The 534-nt window shown below is 67.0% G+C and carries 1 rRNA gene and 1 pseudogene; both read right to left on the reverse strand.

Annotated elements, in window-relative coordinates:
- Window positions 1-307 (reverse strand): annotated as a pseudogene (locus tag ACWDX6_RS13365) (DEAD/DEAH box helicase); the annotation flags it as partial.
- Between the two features lie 136 nt (window positions 308-443).
- Window positions 444-534, reverse strand: a 5S ribosomal RNA gene (gene rrf, locus ACWDX6_RS13370); the annotation flags it as partial.

Genomic DNA, 534 nt, shown 5'->3' on the forward strand with positions numbered 1-534 from the left:
CGTCGCGACGGAAACCACCGCCACCACCACCACGGTTGTCACCACCACGGTCGTCACGGCGGAACGCGGGCCGCTCACCACCACGGCTGTCGTCGCGACGGAAACCACCGCCACCGCGGTTGTCGTTCCCGCGGTAGCCGCCGCCACGGTTGTCACCGCCGCGGTCGTCGCGGCGGAAGCCGCCGCCACCGCGGTTGTCGCCACCACGGTTGTCGTCACGACGCGGGCCACGGAAGCCGCCCCGCTCGCCACCGTCCTTACGGCGCGGCTCGCGCTCCGGACGGTCGTCGGGAGAGTTGGTGGACATCGGCGTGACTCCTGTCTTCGGGTACTGCAGTCATTCTCGCGCAGCCGGCACACCGGCGCGCTTCGGAAAATACAAGCAAACAAAAAAAGACCCTTGGTCCCAGCGTGAACGCTGGGACCAAGGGTCCTGAAAGATTGTTCGGCGGCGTCCTACTCTCCCACAGGGTCCCCCCTGCAGTACCATCGGCGCTGAAAGGCTTAGCTTCCGGGTTCGGAATGTAACCGGGC

It is taken from the genome of Streptomyces sp. NPDC003027 (genome assembly GCF_053591435.1).